Source organism: Acidovorax sp. KPB24-03 (genome assembly GCF_057546605.1).
In genome coordinates, this window is the sequence record NZ_BAAJYR010000193.1 from 1 (window position 1) to 6551 (window position 6551).

6 protein-coding genes and 1 pseudogene are annotated in these 6551 nt (G+C 64.0%); all 7 read right to left on the bottom strand.

The features are described from left to right. The coding region (locus AC27KI_RS16735) for an SDR family oxidoreductase (RefSeq protein ID WP_487114831.1) at positions 1-626 on the bottom strand (626 nt) is incomplete at its 3' end. Between the two features lie 91 nt (positions 627-717). Further along, positions 718-1902, bottom strand: a complete 1185-nt coding sequence (locus tag AC27KI_RS16740; RefSeq protein ID WP_487114833.1) for an acetyl-CoA C-acyltransferase — start codon at positions 1900-1902, stop codon at positions 718-720. 77 nt (positions 1903-1979) lie between these two features. After that, positions 1980-3792 (bottom strand): annotated as a pseudogene (aceK, locus tag AC27KI_RS16745) (bifunctional isocitrate dehydrogenase kinase/phosphatase). A 28-nt stretch (positions 3793-3820) separates the two neighbouring features. Then, positions 3821-4483, bottom strand: coding sequence for a carbonate dehydratase (gene can, locus AC27KI_RS16750; protein WP_284429607.1), 663 nt, complete (start codon positions 4481-4483; stop codon positions 3821-3823). A gap of 29 nt (positions 4484-4512) precedes the next feature. Continuing rightward, positions 4513-5700, bottom strand: a complete 1188-nt coding sequence (locus AC27KI_RS16755; protein ID WP_487114835.1) for an isovaleryl-CoA dehydrogenase — start codon at positions 5698-5700, stop codon at positions 4513-4515. A 36-nt stretch (positions 5701-5736) separates the two neighbouring features. Next, a complete protein-coding gene (locus AC27KI_RS16760) occupies positions 5737-6198 on the bottom strand; it encodes a PaaI family thioesterase (RefSeq protein WP_487114837.1) in 462 nt (153 codons plus the stop codon). A gap of 40 nt (positions 6199-6238) precedes the next feature. Further along, on the bottom strand, positions 6239-6551 hold a 313-nt coding region (locus AC27KI_RS16765; protein WP_487090199.1), incomplete at its 5' end, for a MerR family DNA-binding protein.

Consider the following 6551-nt stretch of genomic DNA (forward strand, 5'->3'; position numbering starts at 1 on the left):
GGTCGGCCGGGGGTGACGCCCGCCAGCACCGCGCGCATGCCGCGCACGCTCGCCTCGGGCGTGAGCGCCGCGCCCTCGCCCCCCATGTCGGTTTGCACCCAGCCCGGGTCGAGCGTGATGAGCGTGGCCTCCGGATAGTCGTGCTGCGCAGCGGCCACCGCCATGTTGAGCGCGGCCTTGCTCGTGCGGTACAGCCACGAATCGCTGCCCGGCACGCTGCCGATCAGCGACATGGCGGACGACAGGAACGCCAGGGTGCCGCCCGCCATCGCCACATGGGGCGCGACCTGTAGCAGCGCCTGCATGGCGCCGAGCACGTTGGTGCGCATGACGGCGTCGAAATCCTCGCGCGTGGGCGGGGTGAGCGCCGAGGGCCGGCGGATCACGCCCGCCACGTAGAGCGCGACGTCGAGCTTTTCGCCGTCCAAAAGCCAGGCCAGGCCGCTGACGCTGGCCGGGTCGGCCACATCCACGCGCATCGGCTCGGCTCCCAAAGACTGCACGCGCTCGCGGCCGGCGTCATCGCGCACGGTGGCGATCACGCGCCAGCCGGCCTCGCGGTACTGCCGCACGAATTCGAGCCCGATGCCGCGCGATGCGCCGATGACGAGAACGGTCTGGGTCACTGCCTGAATCCTTGTATCCAATCGGCTTCCACCGCAATCAATTCTAGGGCGTATTGCTATATATTTAATAGCAATACGCCACGGACCTCGATCAGATCAGCTCCAGCGCGACGGCCGTGCCTTCGCCCCCGCCGATGCACAGCGTGGCCAGGCCGCGCTTCTTGCCGCGCGCCTTCAGCGCATGGATCAGCGTGACTATGATGCGGGCACCGCTGGCACCGATGGGGTGGCCCAGGGCGCAGGCGCCGCCGTTCACGTTCACGATGTCGTGCGACACGTTTAGCTCTTTCATGAGCGCCATGGGCACGATGGCAAAGGCCTCATTCACTTCCCACAGGTCCACGTCCAGCACGCTCCAGCCGGCCTTGTTCAAGGCTTTCTGGGTGGCGCCGACCGGCGCGGTGGTGAACCATTCCGGAGCCTGGGCGTGCATGGCATGGGCCACGATGCGGGCGATGGGCTGGCGGCCGAGCTTGAGGGCGGTGGACTCGCGCATCATCACGAGCGCGGCCGCGCCGTCGTTGATGCTGGAGCTGGAGGCGGCGGTGATGGTGCCGTCCTTCTTGAACGCGGGCTTGAGCTGGGGAATCTTGTCCAGCTTGACCTTGCCCGGGCCTTCGTCCACCGACACCACGGTCTCGCCCGCGCGGGTCTTGACCGTGACCGGCGCGATCTCGTCGGCGAACGCACCGGAATCGCTGGCCGCCTTGGCGCGCTGCACGCTGGCCACGGCGAAGGCATCCTGCTGCTCGCGCGTGAACTGGTACTTGGCGGCGCAATCCTCACCGAAGGTACCCATCGAGCGGCCGGGCTCGTAGGCATCCTCCAGGCCGTCGAGCATCATGTGGTCGAAGATGCGGTCATGGCCCAGGCGGTAGCCGCCGCGGCCCTTTTGCAGCAGGTACGGCGCGTTGGTCATGCTCTCCATGCCGCCGGCGACGATCACATCGTGCGTGCCGGCCAGCAGCAGGTCGTGCGCGAACATCGCGGCCTTCATGCCCGAGCCGCACATCTTGCTCAGCGTCACGGCGCCGGCGCTCTGCGGCAGCCCGCCCTTGAAGCCTGCCTGGCGCGCGGGCGCCTGGCCCTGGCCGGCCATCAGGCAATTGCCGAACAGCACCTCTTCGACCGACTCCGGCGCGATGCCCGCGCGCTCGACGGCGGCGCGGATGGCCACGCCGCCCAGGTCGTGCGCCGCCAGGCTGGAGAAATCGCCCTGGAAGGCGCCCATGGGGGTGCGCGCGGCACCGACGATGACGATGGAATCACTGCTCATGCTGTTGCTCCTGCAAAAAGAGGGGGAAGGGGTTAAAAAAGCCGAAGGGATGGGCCAGGGTGCGGCCACGGCGGCGCTCAGGAAGGCGGTGCAGTCCCGGACGAGAACCGCCGTTCGTTGTCATAGGGAAAGACGTCGTACACATGGCCCGCCTGGATGCGCTCCTTGTGCGACTGCCAGAAGTCCGCGTCCAGCAGATCGGCGTGGTGGCGCATGAACACATCGCGCACCGCGTCGTTGCCGAGCAAAAAAGGGGGCGAAGGTTTCCGGGAATACGTCGCGCGGACCCACGGCATACCAGACCTCGCCGCTCATCTCGTCCTCTTCGTTGCGCGCCGCGGGCACGCGGCGGAACTGGCAGTCGGTGAGGTATTCGATCTCATCGTAGTCGTAGAACACCACCTTGCCGTTGCGCGTGACGCCGAAGTTCTTCCACAGCATGTCGCCGGGAAAGATGTTGGCGGCCACCAGATCCTTGATCGCATTGCCGTATTCGACCACGCTGCGCTCCATCTGCTGGCGCGCGCGCGGATCGTGCAGGCCGGCCTCGAAGGCCTCCTGCAGGTAGATGTTGAGCGGAATCATCCGCCGCTCGATGTACAGGTGCTTGATGATGACTTCGATCTGGCCGTCGCCGTCGCGGTCGCTGATCTCCAGCTGGCTCGGGGCGAATTTCTCGATCTCGGCGATCAGCCCGTCTTCGAATCGCTCGCGCGGAAAGGCCACCTCACTGTATTCGAGCGTATCGGCCATGCGGCCCACGCGGTCGTGCTGCTTGACCAGCAGGTACTTGGATTGGATCTGCTCGCGCGTCGTGTCCTTCGGCGGCGGGTAGTAGTCCTTGATGAGCTTGAACACGAATGGGAAGCTGGGCAGATCGAATACCAGCATCACCATCCCCTTGATGCCCGACGCGATGCGAAAGCGGTCGCTGGAATAACGCAGGTGGTGCAGGAAGTCGCGGTAGAAAAGCGTCTTGCCTTGCTTGGCCAGGCCCAGCGCGTTGTACAGCTCGGCCCGGGGCTTGCGCGGCATCAGGCTGCGCAGGAACTGCACGTAGGCGCTCGGGATTTCCATGTCCACCATGAAATACGCCCGCGCGAAGCTGAACAGCATCTGCAGGTCGTCCTCGCCGAACAGGGCCGCATCGATCACCAGGCGGCCCGCGCTGCCGTGCAGGATCGGCAAGGCAAACGCCAGTTCGTTGAAGCCGTTGATCACCTTGCCCACCAGGTAGGCGCCCTTGTTCCGATAGAACAGGCCCGACAGCACCTGCACCTGGAAATTGGCGCGCAGCTTGGTGTGTGGCCCCAGGCGCTGCTGGAGCGCTGCCAGCACATGGCGGGTATCGCGGTCCAGGTCTTCGAACTCGCGCTGCAGCTGGAAGTTGTCCACGATGCGGACCAACGTCTCGTGCAGTGTGTCCGGCGACGGGTAATAGGCGCGGTACGTCGGCCGGGCGGCCGGCTCCTCGTTTTCGATGTACTCCGTGCTCACGGCCGGCCGCACGAAGATGAAGTCGTTGTGGAAATGCGTGCGGTGCAGGATCTTCGTCGTGACCGAGTTGAAGAACGTCTCGGCCAGCTCGGGCTGGTGGTGGTCCACGAGCAGGCCGATGTAATGCAGCTTGACTTGGTGCCACACGTCCATGGGCTGCTCGCCCGCGTTGAACTCCTTGTCCAGCCGTCGCACGCATTCCTTCACGCGCAGATCGTAGAACTCGATCCGCTCGCGCTGGGCCCGTTGCTGCCCGAGCCAGTCGGCCGTCTCGAAACGGTGCTTGGCGCGCGCGGACTCCGTGCGGAACAGCTGATAGTGGCGGTTGAAGCCATCCATCATCGCCTTGGCGATCGCGTAGGCGTGGGGGGAATCCAGTCGCTGGGGAAACATGGGCCGCGTCCTGCGAAGGAGAGCGAGCTTACTCGCGGCGGGTGGCCGCAATGCCGGCAACGGCCGCCTGATAAAGCGCGTCGAGGCCTTCGGTGCCGGAGACCTCCAGGTTCAGGTTCTTGATCAACCCATCCTTGAGGCCGTAGCACCAGGCATGCAGGGTGACGTTCTGGCCGCTCGCCCAGGCATCGAGCATCACGGTGGTCTGCGCGACGTTCATCACCTGCTCGATGGCGTTGAGTTCGCACAGCACGTCGTGGCGCCACGCCTGCGGCGTCGCGGCGATGAGCTCGCGGTGGCGGTCGCGCACATCCTTCACGTGGCGGATCCAGTTGTCCGCCAGGCCCACACGCACATCCTGCAGCGCGGCCAGCACGCCACCGCACCCGTAATGGCCGACCACCATCAGATGTTCGACCCGCAACTGGTCAACGGCATACTGGATGGTGGAGAGACAGTTCAGATCGGTGGGCACCACCACATTGGCCACGTTGCGGTGCACGAACACCTCTCCGGGCTCCAATCCGGTGATCTGGTTGGCTGGCACGCGGCTGTCGGAACAGCCGACCCACATGTATTTGGGCTTTTGCTGTGCCATGAGGCCCGTGAAAAACCCGGGACGTTCCCGCTCCATCTGCGCTGCCCACGCACGGTTGTGGACGAAAAGTTGTTCGATGTCGGGAACGGCCATGTCAGTTCTTTCGAAGATTGTTCAACAAATCAGCATGTTTCCGCGAACAATTCGCGGCCGATTAGCATACGGCGAATTTCGCTGGTGCCGGCGCCGATCTCGTAGAGTTTTGCATCTCTCCACAAGCGGCCCAACGGGTATTCGTTGATGTAACCGTTTCCGCCAAAAATCTGAACACCCTCGCCGGCCATCCAGGTGGCTTTTTCGGCGCACCACAGGATGACGGACGCGCAGTCCTTGCGTACCTGGCGCACATGGTCGGTCCCCAGCATGTCGAGGTTCTTCGCCACCGTGTAGGCAAACGAGCGGCCCGCCTGCAGCACCGTGTACATGTCGGCCACCTTGCCCTGGATCAGCTGGAACTCGCCGATGCTCTGGCCGAACTGCTTGCGGTCGTGGATGTAGGGCACCACGTTGTCCATGACCGCCTGCATGATCCCCAACGGCCCGCCGGTCAACACCGCCCGTTCGTAGTCGAGCCCGCTCATGAGAACCTTGGCACCACCGTTGACGGTGCCCAGGATCTGGCTCGCTGGAACTTCGACATTCTCGAACACCAGCTCACCCGTGTGGCTTCCCCGCATGCCAAGCTTGTCGAGCTTTTGCGCAATGCTGAAGCCCTTCATTCCCTTTTCGATCAGGAAAGCCGTGACGCCGCGTGCCCCCAGTTCGGGCTCCGTCTTGGCGTAAACCACCAGCGTGTCGGCGTCCGGGCCGTTGGTGATCCACATCTTGGTGCCGTTGAGCAGGTAATAGCCGCCTTTGTCTTCGGCCTTGAGCTTCATGCTGATCACATCGGAGCCGGCGCCCGGCTCGCTCATTGCCAGCGCGCCCACATGCTCGCCACTGATCAGGCGGGGCAGGTACTTGTGCTTTTGCTCTTCGGAACCGTTGCGGTTGATCTGGTTCACGCACAGATTGCTGTGGGCGCCGTAGGACAGGCCCACCGATGCGCTGGCCCGGGAAATTTCTTCCATCGCCACCATGTGCGCGAGATACCCCATATGCGCACCTCCGTACGCCTCCGGCACGGTGATGCCGAGCACGCCCAACTCGCCCATCTTGCGCCACAAGTCCATGGGGAACTGGTCGGTGCGATCGATCTCCGCCGCACGCGGTGCGATCTCGGCTTGCGCGAAATCGCGCACAGCATCGCGCAAGGCATCAATGTCTTCGCCCAGTTGGAAATTCAGGCCGGGAAGGCTGGCGAGGGTCATGGAGTCTCCTATTTTGGGAATTAATGAAGAAGAAGTTCAGCCGGCAATGCCATCGCGCCCGATGACGGACATGAGCGTGCAGCCCATGGTGGCGATCAGTTTTTCCTGGCTGCCGTCAACACCGTAGGCCCGGCCTTCGCACACCGTGATGGTCCGGCCCGGCTTGACGACACGGCCTTCCATGCGAAAGCGGGGCCCGCGCGCCGGCGCCAACAGGTTGATCTTGAATTCGATTGTCAACACCGCGGCCTCGTCAGGCATCAGGGTAAAGGCCGCGTATCCGCAGGCGGAATCCAGCGCGGCGGACACCATTCCCGCATGTAAAAAACCATGCTGTTGTGTCAGCGACGCGGCCCAGTCCAATTCGATGTCGACCTCGCCCGGGGCAATGTGACCCAGCTGCGCGCCCAAAGTGCGCATGGCGCCCTGAAGGGCAAAACTCTGAGAAACCCGGTGCACATGGTCGGGATGGGCAAGGTCAGACAGCGTGATCGGCATGGCTTGGCTGAGTTACGTTTACGTAAACGTCAATTATGGCCTATTTCTTCTTTTCCGCCTTGAGGAGCAGTGCCCTCGCTTCCCTTTCATGTTCCCGCACCTCCTCCAGGTTCGCCTGAAGATCGGCCATCTGGGCCTCCAGTTGCTTGCGGTGCCCCGCCAGCACGTCCAGGAATTTGCGGAGCTGCACACCGGTGTCCCTGGGACTGTCGTAGAGATCGATGATTTCCTTTGCCTCGGTCAGCGAAAGCCCCAGGCGTTTTGCCCGCAAGGTAAGCCGCAACCGAGTGCGATCACGTGCGGTGTAGATGCGAGTACGGGCGCCGGGTCCGGTGCGTTGTGGTTGGAGGAGG

Excerpts from the sequence above, each read along its gene's own strand:
- AC27KI_RS16740 (WP_487114833.1), bottom strand. The coding sequence starts at position 1,902 with ATGAGCAGTGATTCCATCGTCATCGTCGGTGCCGCGCGCACCCCCATG.
- can (WP_284429607.1), bottom strand. The coding sequence starts at position 4,483 with ATGGCCGTTCCCGACATCGAACAACTTTTCGTCCACAACCGTGCGTGG.
- AC27KI_RS16755 (WP_487114835.1), bottom strand. The coding sequence starts at position 5,700 with ATGACCCTCGCCAGCCTTCCCGGCCTGAATTTCCAACTGGGCGAAGAC.
- AC27KI_RS16760 (WP_487114837.1), bottom strand. The coding sequence starts at position 6,198 with ATGCCGATCACGCTGTCTGACCTTGCCCATCCCGACCATGTGCACCGG.